The sequence below is a fragment of the Microbacterium sp. Root53 genome (assembly GCF_001426925.1).
Classification (GTDB): Bacteria; Actinomycetota; Actinomycetes; order Actinomycetales; family Microbacteriaceae; genus Microbacterium.
In genome coordinates this window covers 93,874-112,968 of record NZ_LMFR01000021.1, presented here as the reverse complement: position 1 = coordinate 112,968, position 19,095 = coordinate 93,874, and the positions used below count along the sequence as shown (strand labels likewise).

Sequence of the window (19,095 nt, the reverse complement as noted above, 5' to 3'; positions counted from 1 at the left end):
CGGCCGACGACCCCTCAGTCCGCGCCGGAGGCGCGCGTGTCGATGCGGCGGGTGAGGTCGTCGAGGCGGGCGATCACGTCGTCGCACGCGCTCGCGGCCGTCGAGAGATCCGGGTGCGTCCGCCGCAGCGCGCCGGACCCGCCGTGGCGCGACAGCGCGCCGAGGTCGCTGCGGAGGTTCGCCCGCGCGCAGGACAGTGCCGCGCGCAGGGCCGCGGCGGCCGACACGACGTCGGCGAGCAGGGTCGGCTCGACGCGGCGGGCGATGCGCTCCAGGTCGCCGATCGCGTCGCGCGCGAGCGCGGCCAGGGCCGCGGACGAGCGCGCGGCGGCCAGCGCCGCCTCGTCCCGTGCCCGGTCGTCGCCCGCCCGGAGCGCCGCTCCGAACGCCGCCGCGTCGGCGTCCGCGCGGTCCAGCGCGGCCTGCGCGAGCGCGCGGGCCCGCCGCTCCACGCCGGACTCCTCCGCGTACGAGGCCACCATCGCGACGAGCGCGGCGGCCGACGCCAGCATCACGCCCGCGGCGGCGCCTCCCCCGGGGTCCCCGCCGCGCTGCGACAGCCGGTCGATCCACTCGCCGATCGTGGTCTCGCGCGCCGGACGCCGGCCGCTCGGGGCGTACGTCCGATCCGTCGCGGTGCCGGGCTTCGCACGGAGATCCATCGTCATCACGCCATCGTCCTCGCCCGGCCGGATCCTCGCCACGGGCTTGCCGAACGATGCTGAGGCCGCTAAGGAGCACGGATCCTCGGGCCTCAGCCCCGGAGGTCGAGGCGCATCAGCACCCGCGGAAAGCCGCCCGAGACCGAGTCGGTGTCCGCGACCTTCGTGAACCCCTCGCGCTCGAACAGTGAGCGGAAGCCGACGAACGCCATCGTCTGGTCGACCTTCTCGCCCCGGTTGTCCACCGGATATCCCTCGACGGCGGGCGCGCCGCGCTCTCGCGCGAACTCGACCGCGCCGTGGAGCAGCCGCGGCAGGACGCCCCTGCCCCTGTGCCCGGGCCGCACCCGCAGGCACCACACGCTCCACACCGGCAGGTCGTCGCGTGCGGGATCTTGGTGCTGCGCGCGAACTGGGTCTCGGAGCGCGGCGCGACGCCCGCCCATCCGACCGGTTCGCCGTCGTCGTACGCGAGCACGCCCGGCGGCAGGTCGGACTCGCACATCCGGCGCACGTACTCGGCCCGCTCGGGCCCGCGCAGCGACGAGTTGAGCTTCGACGGGATCCGATGGCTCAGGCACCAGCACACGTTCGCATCGGGGTTCTTGGGCCCCACGAGCGCGCGCACGCCCTCGAAGCGGTCGCCGGACGCACCTCGATCGCCATGCGGCCAGCGTGGCACCGGCCTGCGACATCCGCGAGACCTACTCCCCGCGCAGCACCGCCAGCGCGTGCGCCAGGTCGGCGGGATAGTCCGACGTGAACGTCACCCAGTCGCCCGTGGCCGGATGCGCGAACGACAGCTCGTGCGCGTGCAGCCACTGGCGCGTCAGGCCGAGGCGCGCCGACAGCGTCGGGTCGGCGCCGTAGAGCGGATCGCCGACGCACGGGTGGCGGTGGGCGGCCATGTGCACGCGGATCTGGTGCGTGCGCCCGGTCTCGAGGTGGATCTCGAGCAGCGACGCGCCGGGGAACGCCTCGATCGTCTCGTAGTGCGTGATCGAGTCCTTGCCGTCGGGCGTGACGGCGAACTTCCACGAGTGGCTGGGGTGCCTCCCGATGGGCGCGTCGATCGTGCCGACCAGCGGATCCGGATGCCCCTGCACCACCGCGTGGTAGATCTTGTCGACCGTGCGCTCCTTGAACGCGCGCTTCAGCACGGTGTAGGCGTGCTCGGTCTTGGCCACGACCATGAGGCCGCTCGTGCCGACGTCGAGGCGGTGCACCACGCCCTGCCGCTCGGACGCGCCGCTCGTCGCGACGCGCACGCCTGCCGCAGCGAGGGCCCCGAGCACGGTCGGCCCCTCCCACCCGATCGAGGGGTGGGCGGCGACGCCGGCCGGCTTGTCGACCACGACCATGTGGTCGTCCTGGTACGCGATGCCGAGGTCCGGCACCGCCACGGGCACGACGCGGGGCTCCTCCTTGGGGCGCCACTCGACGTCGAGCCAGGCCCCGCCGTGCACGCGGTCGGACTTGCCGACCGCGACGCCGTCCAGCTGCACGCCGCCGGCCTCGGCCACCTCGGCCGCGAACGTGCGCGAGAAGCCGAGCATCTTGGCCAGGGCCGCGTCGACGCGCGAGCCGTCGAGCCCGTCGGGGACGGGAAGGCGACGCGACTCCATCAGTCCTCCCGGGGCGCGTCGGCGGCCGCGGCGCCGGGCGACGGATCGGCCGCCGCGGCGTCGGCCTTGGGTGCGCGGCGACCGTCGAGCCCGACGCCGAACAGGGTGAGCGCGGCCACCGCGATCATGCTGCCCACGATGAACACGTCGGCCACGTTGTAGATCGCGGGCATCATCCACGGCGTCGAGATGAAGTCGACCACGTGACCCACGGCGAACCCGGGATCGCGGAACAGGCGGTCGGTGAGGTTGCCGAGCACGCCGCCGAGCAGCAGGCCCAGGACGACGGCCCAGACGCGCGAGTGCACGCGCGTGAACGCGAGCCACACGATGCCGCACGCGACGACCGCGAGCGCGATCGTGAAGATCCACGTGACGCCCTCCCCGATGGAGAAGGCGGCTCCGGGATTGAGCACGAGGTACCACTGGAGCACCTCGCCCAGGACGGGCACGGGCGTCTGCCACTCGAGCGACGTCAGGGCGAGATGCTTGGCGAACTGGTCGGCGGCCAGCACCAGGACCGCGAGGATCGCGATCGTGATGCTGGCCGCCGCCGTACGCAGGGGTGCGCGGTCCGTCAAGACCGGCTCAGAGGCCGATCGCCGAGACCGGCGTCTCGCCCGAGGCCGAGCCCGAGGCGTCGAGGTCCTTCAGCTTCGCCTCGAAGTAGCTGCGCAGCTGCTGGCGGTAGTCGCGCTCGAACTGACGCAGCTCGCTGATGCGGCCCTCGAGGGTCGTGCGGTCCTTCTCGTACTTCTCGTTGAGCTCGCGCTGGCGGCTCTCGGCCTCGCTGACGAGGCGCTCGGCCTCCGCCTTGGCGTCGGCGATGAGCTGCTCGGCGGTCTGCTTGCCCTCCGCGACGTGCTCGTCGTGGAGGCGCTGCGCGCGCTCGATGATGCTCGCGGCGCTCGACGCCGTGGTCGACACGGGCTCGGCGGAGGGAGCGGCCTCGGCGGCCGGCTCCTCGGCGGCGGGCTCCTCGGCCGGCTGCTCCTCGATGGGAGCGGCGGCGGCGACCGGAGCGGCGGAGGGAGCGAGCTCGCCCGACTCGTACTTGGCGAGCTTGGCCTTCAGCTCGTTGTTCTCCTCGATCGTCTTGCGCCACTCGACGACGATCTCGTCCAGGAAGTCGTCGACCTCGTCCGGGTCGAAGCCCTCCTTGAACCGGACGTGCTGGAACTGCTTGGTGACGACGTCATCCGGCGTCAATGCCATGGGTGGCTCCTCTTCCGTGGGGTGTCTGTGGCCGTGGGCCGAGCCCGGGCACTTCTCCGTGAGCAAGCATAGCCGCCGCACCGGATGCCGCCGAGGGACGATCGTGCGCGGCTCAGAGCATGGTGAGCGACCGCGTGACCGACAGCAGCACGAAGCAGAGCAGCATGGTCAGCGCGAACGCGAAGTCGATCGCGATGCCGCCGATCCGCAGGGGCGGGATGAACCGCCGGAAGAAGCGGATGGGCGGATCCGTGAGGGTGTACACCACCTCGGCGACCACGAGCAGCGCCCCCTTGGGGCGCCACTCGCGATTGAACATCGGGATGTACTCGAAGATCAGTCTCGCGAACAGCACGAGGATGTAGATGAGCAGCAGGAAGTTGACGATCGAGGCGATCAGCCCGATGACGGTCACCATCGCAGACGAGACGACGAGCAGACGCGGCGGGGCCGCGGATCAGGCCTGCGCGAAGGGCGCGGACTCGGGGTCAGCGTGCGCGATGCCGCCGTCGCCCGAGACCGCGATGTTCTCGGGCGAGAGCAGGAACACCTTGCTGGTGACGCGCTCGATGCGGCCGTACAGGCCGAGCGACAGGCCGCTCGCGAAGTCGATGAGTCGGCGCGCGTCGGCGTCGCTCATCTGCGAGAGGTTGATGATGACCGGGATGCCGTCGCGGAAGTGCTCGGCGATCATCTGCGCGTCGCGGTACTGCTTGGGGTGCACCGTCACGATCTCGTTCACGGCAGCCGCCGCGGGCTGACGGACGACAGCGGGGCGGCGCAGCGGCGTGACAGGGGCCGGCTTGGCCTCGTCGTGCTGCGGCTGCTCGTGCGTGCGCTGGGGCTGCTCGGCAACGTCCTCGTATCCTTCCTCGTCGGCAAGTCCGAGGTAGACCATCGTCTTCTTGAGCGGGTTCGCCATGGCGTCCTCCGTAGTCTGCTCTGCTTTTTCGAGGCTACGCCCGGGCGGGGCGAGGGCCGGTGATTGCGGACCCGATCCGCAGGTGTGTCGCGCCGCAGGCGATCGCCTCGGCGAAGTCGGCGGTCATGCCCGCCGAGATCCAGGTGGCCTCGGGGACCACCGCGCGCACGCGCTCGGCGTATCCCGCGAGGCGCTCGAAGGCGGCCGCGGGGGCTTCGTCCAGCGGAGCCACGGCCATGACGCCCCGCAGTCGCAGCGTCTCGGCGGCGGCGACCCGCTCGGCGAGCGCCTCGAGGTCGTCGGGCGCGACGCCGCCGCGCCCCGGATCGTCCGTGAGGTTGATCTGGACGAGCACGTCGAGCGCACCCTCCCCCGGCTCGGCCGCCGCATCGAGCGCCGTGACGAGGCGCTCGCGATCCACGGAGTGCACGACGCGGGCGGCGCGGCGGATCTGCCGCGCCTTGTTGGTCTGCGCCTGGCCGATGAAGTGCCAGGTCAGCCCGGCGAGGTCCGCCGTCTCCGCGGACTTGGAGCTGAGCTCCTGCTGCCGGTTCTCGCCGACGTCCCGCGCGCCGAGGGCGTGGAGCTCGCGCACCAGCGACGCCGGATGGAACTTCGTCACCACGATCCGGGTCAGCTCGCCCGGGTCGCGGCCCGCCGCGCGCGCGGCCTCGCCGATGCGGAGATCCACATCGGCGAGGCGCGACGCGACGTCGGTCATGAGTTACTTCAGGAAGTCCGGGATGTCGAGGTCGTCGTCGCCGAACGCCGAGTCGAAGCCCGCGTCGGGCAGCACGGGAGCCGCGGCGGCGACCGAGACGGTCTCGCGCGCCGGCTCCTCCTTCTTCTCGACCGGAGCCGGCGCGGGCGCCGACGAGCCGAACGTGGCGCCCGGCAGGGTCGGCATGGGGGCGCGCCCCGCCATCGAAGGCACCTCGAGCCGCGCCTGCGGCTCSCCGCCGTCGAAGCCCGCCGCGATCACCGTGACGCGCACCTCATCGCCGAGCGTGTCGTCGATCACGGTGCCGAAGATGATGTTGGCCTCAGGGTGCGCGGCCTCCTTGACGAGCTGCGCCGCGTCGTTGATCTCGAAGATGCCGAGGTTCGAGCCGCCCTGGATCGACAGCAGCACGCCGTGCGCGCCCTCGATCGACGCCTCGAGCAGCGGCGATTCGACCGCGAGCTCGGCCGCCTTGATGGCGCGGTCGGCGCCCCGCGCCGATCCGATGCCCATGAGGGCCGATCCGGCGCCCTGCATGACGGACTTGACGTCGGCGAAGTCGAGGTTGATGAGGCCCGGCGTGGTGATCAGGTCGGTGATGCCCTGCACACCGGCGAGGAGAACCTGGTCGGCGGTCGCGAACGCCTCGACCATCGAGATGCCGCGGTCGCTGATCTCGAGCAGGCGGTCGTTCGGCACGACGATGAGCGTGTCGACCTCTTCCTTCAGCGTGGCGACGCCCGCCTCCGCCTGGCTCTGGCGGCGGCGGCCCTCGAACGAGAAGGGCTTGGTCACGACGCCGATGGTCAGGGCGCCGATCGACTTCGCGATGCGCGCGACCACCGGCGCGCCGCCGGTGCCGGTGCCGCCGCCCTCGCCCGCCGTGACGAAGACCATGTCGGCGCCCGCGAGCGCCTGCTCGATCTCCTCGGCGTGGTCCTCGGCCGCGCGGCGACCCACCTCGGGGTCGGCGCCGGCACCGAGGCCGCGCGTGAGCTCGCGGCCCACGTCGAGCTTGACGTCGGCGTCGCTCATCAGCAGCGCCTGCGCGTCGGTGTTGACCGCGATGAACTCGACTCCACGGAGACCGAGCTCGATCATGCGGTTGACGGCGTTGACGCCACCGCCGCCGACGCCGACGACCTTGATCACGGCGAGGTAGTTCTGGTTCTGGCTCATGCCGGCCTCCGATTGCTGTCGAACCCTGGTCTCATCCCGGAACCTTCACCCTCTACATGAGAGTTAAAGTATTGCCCGGTATGCAATTCCTTCCATGAAGGTATGCGCGCCGCGCGCTCGAATCCGGATTGGCCGTGGGCGTGTCGCGAGTCGTGTCGCGAAATGGCGTGACGAGCCGTCTGCGCGGTTCGCGAGAGGTCAGCCGACGCTGATCGAGCCGGGCGACGAGACGTCGTAGTAGGAGTAGCCGTCGGGCGCGGCGAGGAGCGCGATGGCCTTCTTGACGGAGTCGTCCGCGCTCCCCCACAGCACCTCGGTGCCGTCGTGAAGCACGAGCGTGACGTCGTCGGGCGTCGTGGCGCGGGCTTCGGCGACGAGCCCGTGCACGTCGTCGGGGAGCGTGCGCAGCACCTGGCCGATCGCCTCGAACGCGGGCGACGCGAGCCCGTCGCGGGCGTCGATCAGCGGCTGATCCTCGGGCCGCGCGCCGCCCGAGGCGAGCACCACCCCGGCCGCGTCGACGGTCGTGAAGCCGGCGTCCGAGCGCACTACGCCGATCGGCGTGCGCTCCCGGATCCGCACGATCAGATCGTGCGGCGGTCGGGCCTCGAGCGTGTAGGTCTCGATCAGGGGGAACGTCACGAGCGCCGCCTTGACCTCGGCGTGGTCCACGAGCGGGAGCGGCCGGCCGACCTGATCGGCCAGCGCCTCCTGCAGAGCGGCCTGGTCGATCGCGACGGTACCCTCGATCGTGATCCGCTGCACCGCGAACAGTGGGCTGTAGGCGGCGCCGACGCTCCCGATCACGAGCAGCAGCAGCGCCGACAGCGACGCGATCCAGATCATCCGGCGGCGGCGCGAGCGCGCCGTGAAGCGCCGGATCTCGGAGCGCAGCGCACGGCGGCGCGCGCGGGTCGCGCGCCAGACGTCGCGCCATCCGGTCGGCTGCGCCCCGGCGTCCTCGTGCGACGCCCCGGTCTCGGACGGCTCGCCGCCGCCCGGCGCGGCGTCGGTCGTGTCGGCGCGACCGCGGCGGAACGGCAGCACGGGCGCGCGACGACGCGGCTCGTCGTCGAGGGCGACGAGGCCCTCGGGATCGGCGTGCGGATCCCGCGCGTCCCGCCGCTCGGGCGGGGGCAGCGGGCCGGGGCGCCTCATGCTCCCGCGTTCTCGCTTCCGCGCAGCGACTCCAGCACCTGCGGGATGATCTGGTAGACGTTGCCGCAGCCGAGCGTGATCACGTAGTCGCCCTCGCGCGCGACCGACGCGGTGTAGTCGGCGGCCTCCTGCCAGTCGGCGATGAAGTGCACGCGCTCGGGGTCCTCGAACTTCGAGCTGACGAGCTCGCCGGTGACGCCCGGGATGGGATCCTCGCGCGCGCCGTACACGTCGAGCACGACCGTGTGGTCGGCCAGCTCCTCGAGCACATGCGCGAACTCACCCGCCATGAGCTGGGTGCGCGAGTAGGTGTGCGGCTGGTGCACCGCGATGATGCGCCCGTCGCCGACCACGGTCCGCGCGGCGCTCAGGGCGGCGGCGACCTCGGTCGGATGGTGCGCGTAGTCGTCGTAGACGCGCACGCCGCGCTCGGCGCCGTGCAGCTCGAAGCGGCGGACCGTGCCGGCGAACCCGGCGGTGACCGCCTCGAGGGCGGCGTCGAGCTCGTGGCCGAGCGCGATCAGCACGGCGACGGCTCCGGCGGCGTTGATCGCGTTGTGTGCGCCGGGCACCGCGAGGCGCCCCGTGGCGCTGCGTCCGCCGTGCGTGAGGGTGAACGCGACGGGCCCCTCGGTGACGATGTCGGTGATCCGGACGTCGGCGTCCTGGGCCTGCCCGAACGTGATGACGTTGCGGTGGCTCAGCCCCGAGCGCACGCGCTGGGCGCCCGCGTCGTCCGACGAGATCACGACGGCCTCGCGCGCCGCGTCGGCGAAGCGCACGAACGCCGCATCGAACGCGTCGTGCGAGCCGTAGTGGTCGAGGTGGTCGGCGTCGACGTTCGTGATCAGCACGATCGACGTGTCGTACAGCAGGAACGAGCCGTCGGACTCGTCGGCCTCGATCACGAACAGCTCATCCGATCCGGAGTCGCTCGAGACGCCGAGCCCCGCGATCACGCCGCCGTTGACGAAGCTCGGATCGGCGCCGAGGCCGCGCAGGCCCGTCACGATCATGCCGGTCGACGTGGTCTTGCCGTGAGCGCCCGCGACGGCGACCAGGCGGCGCCCGCCGATCAGCCAGTGCAGGGCCTGCGAGCGGTGGATGATCGGCAGCCCGCGCTCCTTGGCGAGCAGGTACTCGGGGTTCTCGGGCCAGATCGCGCCCGTGAAGATCACCGTGTCGGCGTCGCCGAGGTTCGCCGCGTCGTGGCCGACGTGCACGGTGGCGCCCAGCGCCTCGAGGTCGCGCAGGTTCTGGCTGTCGGAGCGGTCGGAGCCGGAGACCTTCACGCCGCGCGCGAGGAACATGCGGGCCAGGCCCGACATGCCGGAACCGCCGATCCCGATGAAGTGGGCGGCGCCGACGTGCTCGGGGATCGGGGTGCTGAGGTCGGGTCTGATCATGGCCCCTCGAGTCTAAGTCGGCGCGGCCCTGCCCCGGTCCCGGCGCGCGGCGCTCCGTCTCTCCAAGGGTGCAGCTTGCAGCCTGGGCGCGGGATCGGATCAACCGATGTGCGAGCGAAGCGAGCGTGCCCCGGATGGGGCCACCAGGCGCGAAGCGCCGGACCGCTGGAGCGAAGCGGAAGCGGTGTCGCCCGCGGAGTGGCCCGCCAGGGCCCGACGCGTGCGACGCTAAAGAACTCTGTCGATCATCGCGATGACGTTCTCGGTGCCGTGACGCGTGCCGGCGGTCTCGGCCGCGGCGGCCATGGCGGCCAGCCGCTCCTCGTCGCCGAGGAGCGGCACGATCTCGGAGCGCACCCGGTCGGCGGTGAACTGGGCGTCCTCGATCAGGATGGCGGCCCCGGCCGCGAGCGATGCGCTCGCGTTGAGCCGCTGCTCGCCGTTGCCGACCGCGTACGGCACGTACACCGCGGGGATGCCGAGCGCGGCGATCTCGCTCACGGTCGACGCGCCGGAGCGCGACACAACGAGGTCCGCCAGGGCGAACGCCAGGTCCATCCGGTCCACGTAGCGGCGCAGCGCGTAGCCCTCGGCCTGCGGGTCGGGCAGGTCCGACCGCTCCCCCGTGATGTGCAGCAGCTGCCATCCGGTGTTGAGGATGTCGCGCCACGACTCGGCGAGGGCCGTGTTGATCCGCAGCGCCCCGAGTGAGCCGCCGAACGCCAGGAGGGTCTTCTTGTCGGGGTCGAGCCCGAAGTGCTCCGCGGCCTCCGCGCGGAGCGCCGCGCGGTCGAGCCCGACGATCTCCGGGCGCAGCGGCATCCCGACGACCTCGGCGCGGCGCAGGGGCGTGCCGGCGAACGCCACGCCCACGCCGGCGGCGCGGCGCGCGCCGAGCACGTTGGCCAGGCCGGGGCGGGCGTTCGCCTCATGCACCACGAAGGGCACGCGCTCGCGGCGCGCGGCGACGTAGGCGGGTGCCGCCGCGTAGCCTCCGAAGCCGACAACCACGTCGACGCCCCGATCCCGGATGTACCCGCGCACCCGACCGACGGCCCGCTGGAAGCGCACCGGGAAGGCCGCCGCGTCCGAGTTCGGGCGGCGCGGGAACGGCACCTTCTCGACGATCAGCAGCTCGTATCCGCGCTCGGGCACCAGGCGCGCCTCGAGCCCCTCGCGCGTGCCGAGCACGAGCACCTCCGCCTCGGGATCGCGGCGGCGCAGACCGTCCGCGACGGCGAGCAGGGGGTTCACGTGGCCGGCGGTGCCGCCGCCGGCGAGCAGGTAGGTCGTCACCTCTTCAGTCTTGCAGGCCGCGCGGAGCGCCCCGTTCCGGCCACCCGCTCGGAGCCCGCTCCCCGGCCCGTGCCCGCGCCCCGCGCCGCGGCGCGCGCGGCGCCGCCCGGCGCGGCGACGTGCGGCGCCGGAAGGGTGCGCGCGAACGCGAGGAGCACGCCGCACGCCGCGAGCACCGCGACGAGCGAGCTGCCGCCCGCCGACATGAACGGCAGCGGGACGCCGAGCACCGGGAACACGCGCAGCACGACGCCGATGTTGATGAGCGCCTGCCCCAGGATCCACACCGTGATGCCGCCCGCCGCGATCTTGACGAACGGGTCGTCGCTGTTGCGGATGATCCGGAAGGCGCCGACCGCGAAGGTCGCGAACAGGGCCAGCACCACCACGCAGCCGATCAGGCCGAGCTCCTCGCCCACGATCGCGAAGATGTAGTCGTCGCCGATCGCCGGCAGCCAGCTGTACTTCTCGACCGAGTTGCCGAGGCCGACGCCGAAGACGCCGCCGCTCGCGAGGCCCCAGATGCCGTGCAGCGGCTGGTAGCAGTCGTCGAGGTAGTCGCAGTTCGGGTCGAGGAAGCTCATGATCCGGGCCATGCGGTTGGGGCTCGTCACGGCGAGCGCCGTCACCGCGACCACGCCGAGCAGCACGGGGAGCGCGAAGATGCGCAGCCGCACGCCGGAGAAGAACAGGCACGCCAGCACGATCAGGACGAGCACCATCGACGTGCCGAGGTCGCGCCCCGCGAGCACCGTCCCGATCGCCAGCAGTGCGACCGGCACGAGCGGGATGAAGACGTGCTGCCACTTCGTGAGCAGCGTCCGCTTGCGGTAGAGGATCATGGCGGCCCACAGCGCCAGCGCGAGCTTGAGGAGCTCGGACGGCTGGACCGAGAACCCCGCGATGTCGAGCCAGTTGCGGTTGCCGTAGACCTCGACGCCGAGCGGCGTGAAGACCAGCAGCTGCACCGCGATCGCCACGCCGAGCGCGATCCACGCGATCCGGCGGAAGAACAGCACGGGCAGCCGGCTGACCACGAACATCGCCGCGATCCCGAGCATCGCGAATGCCCCCTGCTGCAGGCCGTCGTTGTAGGGGCTCTGGCCCGCACTCAGGGACGTTGCCGTCGTGGCCGACGTGACCATCACGACTCCGAAGCCGGTCAGCAGCAGCGCGGTCGACACCACCAGCAGGAACTCCAGCGGCACCGGCGCGAAGACGCGGCCCAGCGTGACGCGCGCGGTCAGCGCGCCCGAGCGGTCGGGGTCAGGCGTCGCCGGGGGTCGCGTCGTCGTCGTGCTGCTCACGCTGCGCTCCCCCTTCGATCCAATCCCTCACCGCGGCCGCGAAACGGGCCCCGCGGTCGTCGTAGCCGGTGAACTGGTCGAACGACGCGGCGGCCGGTGCCAGCAGCACCACGTCGCCCTCGCCCGCCACCCGCGCCGCCAGCTCGACGGCCCGCGCCATGACGTTCTCAGTCTCGGTGTGGTCGACCTCGAACACGGGCACCGCGGGCGCGTGTCGCGCGAACGCCGCGAGCACCTCCGAGCGCTCGACGCCGATCACGATCGCGGCCCGGGCTCCGGCTCCCCGCTGGGCCACGAGCTCGCCGATGTCGACGCCCTTGAGCTGCCCGCCGACGATCCACACGGCGCCGGGATACGCGGCGAGCGACGAGGCGGCCGCGTGCGGGTTGGTGGCCTTGGAGTCGTCGACCCAGGTCACGCCGCCGTCGCGTCCGACCACCTCGATGCGGTGCGGATCCAGGCGGAAGCCCTCGAGCGCCGACCGGATGGCCGCGGGCTCGACGTCGAGCGAGCGCGCGAGCGCCGACGCGGCCAGGATGTTCGCCACGATGTGCGGCGCCGACAGGCCCCGCTCGGCGAGCGCCTCGACCGTGGTGAGCTCGAGGGCCGACGTGCGCCGCTCCTCGAGGAACGCGCGGTCGACCAGGATGCCCTCGATCACGCCGAGCTCGCTCGGGCCGGGCACGCCGAGGTCGAAGCCGATCGCTCGAGCGCCCTCGACGACGTCGGCGTCCTCCACCATCCGCAGCGTGGCGTCGTCGGCCTTGTTGTACACGGCCGCGATCTGCGCGTGCCGGTAGACGACGGCCTTGGCGTCGCGGTAGGCGTCGAACGAGCCGTGCCAGAGCAGGTGGTCGTCGGCCAGGTTCAGGCACACGGCCGCGTGCGGCGACGGCGAACCGGCGTCGTCGTTCAGCCCGAGGTACCAGAGCTGGTGGCTGGAGAGCTCGACGACGAGCACGTCGAAACCGGCCGGGTCGCGCACGGCGTCGAGGATCGGGACGCCGATGTTGCCGCAGGGCGCGGCGCGCAGCCCGCCCTCGACCAGCATCGTGGCGGTCAGACGCGTCGTGGTGGTCTTGCCGTTCGTTCCGGTGATGAACACCCAGTCGGCGGGCGTGCCGTCGGCGCGCACGACCTTGTCGCGCACGCGCCACGCGAGCTCGATGTCGCCCCAGAGCGGCACCCCGGTCTCGCGCGCCCACGCCACGACCGGGTGCGACGGCGGGAAGCCGGGCGAGGCGACGACGACCTCGGGGGCGAAGTCGACCAGCTCCGCGGGCACCTCGGACAGGTCCCCCTGCCACAGCCGCGCGCCGACCACGGGGACCAGTCGCGCGTACTCCTCCGCGGCGGTCTCCGTCACGACGAGCACGTCCGCGCCGAGCTCGGTGAGCGTGTCCGCGACCGAGAAGCCCGTCGACGCGAGGCCGAGCACGGCGACGCGCAGGCCCTTCCAGTCCGCGTTCCAGCTGGTGAGCGACGCGAGGCGATCCGAGGAGGTCATGTGCGAGAGAGCCATTCGACGTAGAACAGGCCGATGCCGCTCACGGCGAGCAGGCCCGCGATGATCCAGAACCGGGCGACGATCGTGACCTCTGGCCAGCCGCGCATCTCGAAGTGGTGGTGGATCGGGCTCATCAGGAACAGGCGCTTGCCGCGCGTGGCCTTGAAGTACAGGCGCTGCAGGATGACCGAGCCCGACGAGATCACGAACAGGCCGGCGATCAGCAGGCCCAGCAGCTCGGTGCGGGTCAGGACCGCCATCGCGGTCACGACGCCGCCGATCGCCATCGAGCCCACGTCGCCCATGAACACCTGCGCCTTGGGCGCGTTCCACCACAGGAAGCCGACCAGGCCGCCCACGAGCGCGGCGGACACGATCGCGAGGTCCAGCGGATCGCGCGTGCTGTAGCAGGCGGGCATCAGGTCCGGCTCGAGGATCAGGCGCGTGCAGGCCTGGTTGAACTGCCAGAAGGCGATGAGGCTGTACGCGCCGACCACGAAGACGCCGGCGCCCGCCGCGAGGCCGTCCAGGCCGTCGGTCAGGTTGACGCTGTTGGAGAAGCCCGTGCCGAGCAGCGACAGCCACGCCAGGTACAGCAGCCAGCCCAGGATGGGTCCGAGCGCCATGAACGACAGGACGGGGATATCGCGGAAGAAGGAGATGAACCCGGAGCCGGGCGTCTGGCCGAACGAGTTCGGGAAGTTGAGCGCGGCGATCGCGAACGGGACGATCGCGAGGACCTGGCCGGCGATCTTGCGCCAGCCACTGAGCCCGTCGTAGTGGTTCTGCTTGACCTTCAGGTAGTCGTCGATGAACCCGACGGCGCCGAACGACACCATGAGCCAGATCACGAGCCAGCCGGAGGGCGTCGGCGGGTTGCCGCCCGCGAAGCATCCGATCAGATAGCCGAGCACGGTGCCGACGATGAAGATCGTGCCGCCCATGGTGGGCGTGCCGCGCTTGACCTCGTGGTCGGGGGCGAGCATCTTCGCGCTCGCGACGCGGATCGGCTGGGCCCAGCCCCACTGGCGGAACAGCCGCAGGAAGACCGGGGTGAGGAAGAGCGAGAACGCCAGGGAGATCGCCGCCGCCGTCAGGAGTGATCTCACGAGAACGATTCTCCCAGACGATCGCCGAGGAGCCGGAGCCCCGCGGAGTTGGACGACTTCACGAGCACGCGGTCGCCGTCGCGCAGCTCGCCGCGGAGGTATTCGTAGGCGGCGTCCGCGTCCTCGAAGAACACCGCCTCGTCGTTCCAGGAGCCCTCGGCGACGGCCGCGAGGTAGAGGCTGCGCGCCTCCTGCCCGACCACGACGATCCGGGGGATGCGCAGGCGCACGGCGAGCAGGCCGATCTTGGCGTGCTCCTCGTGGGCGTACTCGCCGAGCTCGCTCATGGCGCCCAGGACGGCGACCATCCGCTCGTCCGGGCCGGTGATCTGCGCGAGCGTGCGCAGGGCCGCGGCCATGGAGTCCGGGCTGGCGTTGTAGGCGTCGTTGATGATGCGCACGCGGTCGCCGCCCATGACCTGCATGCGCCAGCGCTCCGCGAGCTCGACCGTGCCGATCCGCTCGACGGCCGCCTCGGGCGCCACGCCCATCGCGACGGCCGCCGTGATGGCAGCGAGCGCGTTCTTGACGTGGTGCGCGCCGAGCACGCGGAGGTGGAGCGGGAACGAGCGGCCGTCGACCGTGATCGTCGCGTGCGTGCCGTCGGCCGTCACCTTCAGGTCGGACGCGCGCACGTCGGCGGTCTCGGCCTCGCCGAACCACCGGATCCCGAGCCCGCGCTCCTCGGCGATGGAGGACATGCCGGCCACGCGGGGGTCGTCGGCGTTCAGGACGGCGGTGCCGCCGTCGCGGACGGCCGAGACGAGCTCGGACTTCGCGCGCACGGTCGCCTCGATGCCGCCGAAGCCGCCGGCATGCGCCATGCCGACCATGAGCACGACGCCCACGTCGGGCGTGACGAGGCCCGCGAGCCGCGCGATCTGGCCCTTGTCGTCCGCGCCGAACTCGCACACCAGGTAGCGGGTGTCCTCGGTGACGCGGAGCATCGTGAGCGGCGCGCCCACCGCGTTGTTGTACGACCCGACCGGCGCGACGGTCTCGCCCTCGGGGCGCAGCACGGTCGCGAGCATGTTCTTGGTGGTCGTCTTGCCGTTGGATCCGGTGATGCCGACGATCCGCAGGTCCCCGCGGGCGCGCACGCGCCCGACGACCTCGCGCGCGAGCGCGGCGATGGCCGCGACCACGTCGGGCACGACGATCTGGGTCACGGGCTCGTCGACGACGCGCTCCACGAGCGCCAGCACGGCGCCCTTCTCGACGGCCGCGCCGACGAACAGGTGGCCGTCGGTCGTCTCGCCGGGCTTGGCGACGAAGACGCCCCCGGGCGCCATGGCGCGCGAGTCGGTGTCGACCGCGCCGGAGACGACCGTCTCGGCGGTGTCGGCGCCGTGCAGGCGCAGCTCTCCGTCGACCGCGGCGGCGATCTCCGACAGGGACAGGGCGATCATGCGGTCACTACCTCCGTGAGGCGCTCATGCCCTGCGGCGGGGAGCGGGGCGCGCATCACTTGAACTTGGGGAGCTTGGTCTCGGGCTCGGAGGCCCCCGGCAGGACGCGCTGGTCCTTCAGGACGTACTCCATGGCCTTCTGCAGGGCGGGCGCCGTGGCCGCAGAAGAGGTTACCCGCTTCGGTTCGTCGAGCGTAATCATGACCACGTACTGGGGGTCGTCGGCGGGCGCGAAGCCCACGATGCTCGTGAAGTAGATGCCCGACTTGTAGCGCCCGTTGCCGTCGGTCTTCTGGGCCGTTCCGGTCTTGGCGGCGATGCTGTAGCCCGGCACCTTGATCTGCTCGGCCACGGGGCCCTGGAAGCCGACGTTCTCGAGCATCAGGCGCACGTCCTCGGCCGTGTCCTCGCTCAGGATGCGCTCCGGCTCGCCGGGGTCCATCGTGGTCAACTCGCCGTCGGGCGAGGTGCACGACTCGATGAGGCTGAGCGGCACGCGGACGCCGCCGTTCGCGATGGTCTGGTACGCGCTGACGACCTGCGGGATGGTCGCCGTGAAGGCCTGTCCGAACGTCGTGGCGTAGTGCGTCTGGTTGTCCCACTCGGACGCCGGGCGGATCCAGCCGTTCTCCTCGCCGGGGAAGCCCACGACAGCGCCCCCGCCGATGCCGAACCGCTTGAGCCACTCGTAGCGCTTCTCGTCGGGAAGCAGCTCGCCGAACTTCGACAGGGCGACGTTCGACGAGTCGATCAGCGCGCCGGCGAGCGTGTAGGTGTAGGTCGGGTGCTGGAACGAGTCCCCGACGCGCGCGCCGTTGGGGAACTGCTCCCAGCCGGCGGCCGTGGTGGTGCTCAGGGGCGTCGCGACGCCCTCCTCGAGCAGCATCGCGGCAGTGATCGGCTTGAAGGTCGATCCCGGCTCGAAGACGGTGCCGAAGATCAGCGAGCCGCGGTACGTGGGGTCGGACGCCAGCACATCGTTGGGGTCCATGGAGGGGTACTGCGCGGCCGCGCGGATCTGGCCGGTCTGCACGTCGACGACCGTCACGGTGCCCGCGACGGCGCGCTGGTTCTGCGTCTCCTCGGCGATCATCTGCTCCATGTACCACTGCAGATCCGAGTCGAGCGTGAGCTGCACCTGCCCGCCGTCGACCGCGGGCGTCACCTGCTCGGAGCCCGGGATGCGGATGCCGTCGGCCCCGCCCTTCGCGAACGTGACCTCGCCGTCCTTGGCCTCGAGGCACGAGTCCTGCGCGAGCTCGATGCCGGCGAGCGGGTCGCCGTCGTTGGACTCGAAGCCGATGAGGTTCCCCGCCACTGCGCCGTTGGGGTAGGTCCGCGATGGCTTGGGGTCGTACACCAGGTACGGCAGCTCGAGCTCGCGGAGCGCCTGGTACTGCGCGGTCGACAGGTTCTTCGCGAGCTGCGCCCAGCGTGCGTCCGGATCTGCCTCGAGCGTGTCGGCGACGATCCGCTTGATCTCGTCGGCCGACGTGCCGGAGACCTGCGCGATGAGGTCCGCCTGCTCGTCCCACGTCTGCGTGTACTCCGTGCCGTCCTCGCGCGTGCGCTCGATGTCGCCCACGAGGGCGGGGTCGATCGCGAGGTCGTACCGCATGGTGCTGCTGGCCAGCACGACGCCGTCCGCGTCGACGATCGTGCCGCGGGTGCCCCACAGCTTCTCGCTGCCGGTCATGTTGCCGGTGCGCTGCGAGTCCGCGATGTGGTCGTCGGCGTGCACGACCTGGATGTCGATCAGCCGCACGACGAAGCCCGCCAGCACGATCAGGACCAGAGCCGCGGCGACCATCGTGCGACGGCGGGCCGAGCGCTTGGCGATCGGATTCATCGGGCTCCCCTGCTGTGCGGCGCGGTGGGTCTGGGTGGATCGTATGGTCAGCGGGTGGTCGGGCTCGGGAGACCCTCCGTGAGGGGAGGCGGAAGCTCCGCTGCGGCCTTCTCGGCTGCGGCCTTCTCGGCTGCGGCCTTCTCGGTCTCGGCCTTCTGAGCGCCCTGGTCGGCGGCCGCCGCCTTCTTCCCGGCCTCCGCCGAACCCCCGGCGACGGGCGTCGCGACCGGCTTGCGCTCGAGCAGGGCGTTGCCGACCGCGGCGCGCTTGCCGGCATCCACGGTCGAGACGGTGCCCGCGGCCTCGCCCTCGCCCACGATCGCGCCGTCGCTCAGCCGCAGGTAGCTGGGCGAGGCGTCGATCACCATGCCGAGCGACGCGGCCTTGGACGCGAGGTGCTGCGGCGAGCTCAGGCCCGCGACCTCGTCGCGCAGCTCCTGGGCCTGCAGCGTCGCCGTGCGGCGCTCCTGGTTCAGCGCCGCGAGCTCGTACGTCGACTGGGTCGTGAGCACGGACAGTCCCATCTGGGCGACCGCGATCGCCACGGCGCCGCCGAACGCGACGACCGCGTACCCCAGCTTGGGGCGGCGGCGCGGCGCGGGCGCCGGAACGGCGTGGAGCCGGCGGCCGGGCGCGCGCTCGGGGGCCGGACGGGGCTGCGGTGCCGCCGCGCGCAGCACGGCGGCCGTGTTCGCGGCGCTCATGCCGCCTCCCTCACTCGTTCGATGGCGCGCAGCCGCACGGGCTTGGCGCGGGGGTTGCGGGCCGCCTCCTCGTCGCCGGCGAGCTCGGCGCCCTTGACGATCAGCCGGAACTGCGGCGCGTGCTCCGGCAGCTCCATGGGCAGGCCCTTCGGCGCGGTCGACGCGGTCGCCTCCGCGAACAGCCGCTTCACGAAGCGGTCCTCGAGCGACTGGTACGACAGCACCACGAGACGCCCGCCGACCGACAGCGTCCGCAGCGCCGCCGGGATGGCGCGCTCGAGCGCGGCGAGCTCGCCGTTCACCTCGATGCGCAGCGCCTGGAACACGCGCTTGGCCGGGTGCCCGGCGTTCTTCAGAGCCGCCGGAGTGGCGGCCTGCAGGATGTCCACCAGCCGGCCCGAGCGCACGATGGGCGCCTCCTGCCGCGCGGAGATGATCGCGCGCGCGTAGCGCCCGGCGAGCTTCTCCTCGCCGTAGCGCTCGAAGATCCGCCGCAGGTCGCCCTCGCCGTACGTCGCGAGCACATCGGCGGCGGTGATGCCCTGGGTCGGGTCCATCCGCATGTCGAGCGGGGCGTCCTGCGCGTACGCGAAGCCGCGGTCCGCCTCGTCCAGCTGCAGGGAGGACACGCCCAGGTCGTACAGGATGCCGTCGGCGTGGTCGTACCCGGCCGACGCGAGAGCATCGGCGATGCCGTCGTAGACGGTGTGGACGAGCGTGATCCGGTCGGCGAAGGGCGCGAGCCGCTCGCCCGCGATGCGCAGCGCGGCCGGGTCGCGGTCGAGGCCGACCTGCCGGATGTGCGGGAAGCGCTCCAGGAACGCCTCGGAGTGCCCGCCCATGCCGAGCGTGCCGTCGACGTAGACCGCGCCGTCGCGCTGGAGCGCGGGGCCGAGCAGCTCGACGCAGCGCTCGAGCATGACGGGGATGTGGATGTCGCGGAGGTTCATGATGCGTCGGGGCTGGTGTCGATCCGAGGGGCTCCCCCGGCTCTGATCCCCATCCGCTCGACCTGGCGCCGGGGAA

At 72.3% G+C, this 19,095-nt stretch carries 18 protein-coding genes and 1 pseudogene; all 19 read right to left on the bottom strand.

Features of this window, described 5'->3' with window-relative positions:
- Positions 1–14 precede the first annotated feature (14 nt).
- The 19 genes and pseudogenes from ASD19_RS09555 to rsmH all read right to left on the bottom strand — a co-directional run bounded on the left by ASD19_RS09555 (position 15) and on the right by rsmH (position 19,019).
- Positions 15–668, bottom strand: a complete 654-nt coding sequence (locus ASD19_RS09555) for a cyclodeaminase/cyclohydrolase family protein (RefSeq protein ID WP_055991768.1) — start codon at positions 666–668, stop codon at positions 15–17.
- 86 nt (positions 669–754) lie between these two features.
- Positions 755–1,328, bottom strand: a pseudogene (locus ASD19_RS09550) (GNAT family N-acetyltransferase).
- 38 nt (positions 1,329–1,366) lie between these two features.
- A complete protein-coding gene (locus ASD19_RS09545; protein ID WP_055991765.1) occupies positions 1,367–2,287 on the bottom strand; it encodes an RluA family pseudouridine synthase in 921 nt (306 codons plus the stop codon).
- On the bottom strand, positions 2,287–2,868 hold the full coding sequence (locus ASD19_RS09540) for a signal peptidase II (protein WP_055991762.1): 582 nt from the start codon (positions 2,866–2,868) through the stop codon (positions 2,287–2,289). The genes ASD19_RS09545 and ASD19_RS09540 overlap by 1 nt, the downstream gene beginning before the upstream one ends.
- A 7-nt stretch (positions 2,869–2,875) precedes the next feature.
- Entirely contained in the window at positions 2,876–3,502 is a 627-nt protein-coding gene (locus ASD19_RS09535) for a DivIVA domain-containing protein (RefSeq protein WP_055991759.1), read from the bottom strand.
- A 112-nt stretch (positions 3,503–3,614) separates the two neighbouring features.
- The gene (locus tag ASD19_RS09530) at positions 3,615–3,917 is read right to left on the bottom strand and encodes a YggT family protein (RefSeq protein ID WP_055992005.1); all 303 of its coding nucleotides are present in this window, start codon (positions 3,915–3,917) and stop codon (positions 3,615–3,617) included.
- 42 nt (positions 3,918–3,959) lie between these two features.
- Complete coding sequence (locus ASD19_RS09525) at positions 3,960–4,424, bottom strand: cell division protein SepF (protein ID WP_055991756.1); 465 nt, start codon at positions 4,422–4,424, stop codon at positions 3,960–3,962.
- Positions 4,425–4,458: 34 nt separating this feature from the next.
- Positions 4,459–5,145: a YggS family pyridoxal phosphate-dependent enzyme gene (locus ASD19_RS09520; RefSeq protein ID WP_055991753.1), complete on the bottom strand. Its 687-nt coding sequence runs from the start codon at positions 5,143–5,145 to the stop codon at positions 4,459–4,461.
- Positions 5,146–5,148: 3 nt separating this feature from the next.
- On the bottom strand, positions 5,149–6,324 hold the full coding sequence (ftsZ, locus tag ASD19_RS09515) for a cell division protein FtsZ (protein ID WP_055991750.1): 1,176 nt from the start codon (positions 6,322–6,324) through the stop codon (positions 5,149–5,151).
- Positions 6,325–6,522: 198 nt separating this feature from the next.
- Positions 6,523–7,482, bottom strand: coding sequence for an FtsQ-type POTRA domain-containing protein (locus ASD19_RS09510; RefSeq protein WP_055991746.1), 960 nt, complete (start codon positions 7,480–7,482; stop codon positions 6,523–6,525).
- Positions 7,479–8,888 (bottom strand): UDP-N-acetylmuramate--L-alanine ligase, encoded by a 1,410-nt coding sequence (murC, locus tag ASD19_RS09505; protein ID WP_055991743.1) that lies wholly within the window; start codon positions 8,886–8,888, stop codon positions 7,479–7,481. The genes ASD19_RS09510 and murC overlap by 4 nt, the downstream gene beginning before the upstream one ends.
- 228 nt (positions 8,889–9,116) lie before the next feature.
- A complete protein-coding gene (locus ASD19_RS09500; protein WP_055991740.1) occupies positions 9,117–10,184 on the bottom strand; it encodes a UDP-N-acetylglucosamine--N-acetylmuramyl-(pentapeptide) pyrophosphoryl-undecaprenol N-acetylglucosamine transferase in 1,068 nt (355 codons plus the stop codon).
- Positions 10,181–11,491 carry a putative lipid II flippase FtsW gene (gene ftsW / locus ASD19_RS09495; protein WP_082543118.1) on the bottom strand — a complete coding sequence of 437 codons (1,311 nt, stop codon included), beginning with the start codon at positions 11,489–11,491 and terminating at the stop codon, positions 10,181–10,183. Before ftsW ends, ASD19_RS09500 begins: the two co-directional genes overlap by 4 nt.
- Positions 11,451–12,998: a UDP-N-acetylmuramoyl-L-alanine--D-glutamate ligase gene (gene murD, locus ASD19_RS09490; RefSeq protein WP_055991737.1), complete on the bottom strand. Its 1,548-nt coding sequence runs from the start codon at positions 12,996–12,998 to the stop codon at positions 11,451–11,453. The genes ftsW and murD overlap by 41 nt, the downstream gene beginning before the upstream one ends.
- On the bottom strand, positions 12,995–14,107 hold the full coding sequence (mraY, locus tag ASD19_RS09485; protein WP_055991734.1) for a phospho-N-acetylmuramoyl-pentapeptide-transferase: 1,113 nt from the start codon (positions 14,105–14,107) through the stop codon (positions 12,995–12,997). Before mraY ends, murD begins: the two co-directional genes overlap by 4 nt.
- A complete protein-coding gene (locus ASD19_RS09480) occupies positions 14,104–15,516 on the bottom strand; it encodes a UDP-N-acetylmuramoyl-tripeptide--D-alanyl-D-alanine ligase (protein WP_055991731.1) in 1,413 nt (470 codons plus the stop codon). Before ASD19_RS09480 ends, mraY begins: the two co-directional genes overlap by 4 nt.
- Positions 15,517–15,571: 55 nt before the next feature.
- Positions 15,572–17,365, bottom strand: coding sequence for a peptidoglycan D,D-transpeptidase FtsI family protein (locus ASD19_RS09475; protein WP_055991728.1), 1,794 nt, complete (start codon positions 17,363–17,365; stop codon positions 15,572–15,574).
- A 47-nt stretch (positions 17,366–17,412) separates the two neighbouring features.
- Positions 17,413–18,069: a hypothetical protein gene (locus tag ASD19_RS09470; protein ID WP_055991725.1), complete on the bottom strand. Its 657-nt coding sequence runs from the start codon at positions 18,067–18,069 to the stop codon at positions 17,413–17,415.
- A complete protein-coding gene (rsmH, locus tag ASD19_RS09465; protein ID WP_055991722.1) occupies positions 18,066–19,019 on the bottom strand; it encodes a 16S rRNA (cytosine(1402)-N(4))-methyltransferase RsmH in 954 nt (317 codons plus the stop codon). The genes ASD19_RS09470 and rsmH overlap by 4 nt, the downstream gene beginning before the upstream one ends.
- Between the last annotated feature and the right edge of the window lie 76 nt (positions 19,020–19,095).